At 55.4% G+C, this 269-nt stretch carries 1 protein-coding gene; it reads right to left on the reverse strand.

Features of this window, described 5'->3' with window-relative positions; all coding sequences use genetic code 11:
- Positions 1-269: glutamate synthase central domain-containing protein (locus FVA95_RS29855; RefSeq protein ID WP_149666981.1), on the reverse strand; the 269-nt coding region annotated here is incomplete at both ends.

Raw genomic sequence — 269 nt, forward strand, 5'->3', positions numbered from 1 at the left:
ATCTCGGTCAGGCCGACCCCCGCGATGCGACTCGTCGTTCCGGTGAAGTACTCATCAATGAGTTCCTGCGATAACCCGGTAGCCTCGAAGATCTGGGCTCCGGTATACGACGAGATAGTGGATACACCCATCTTGCTCATCGTCTTAAGGACGCCCTTGCCAAGAGCCTTGTAAACGTTATGGATAGCAGTTTCAGGGTCAGTAGACACCCACACCTCGCGCCGGGCCATGTCCTCGGCTGACTCGAAGAGCAAATACGGGTTAACAGC

This window comes from Pseudonocardia sp. EV170527-09, assembly GCF_008369905.1.
Taxonomy (GTDB): Bacteria; Actinomycetota; Actinomycetes; order Mycobacteriales; family Pseudonocardiaceae; genus Pseudonocardia.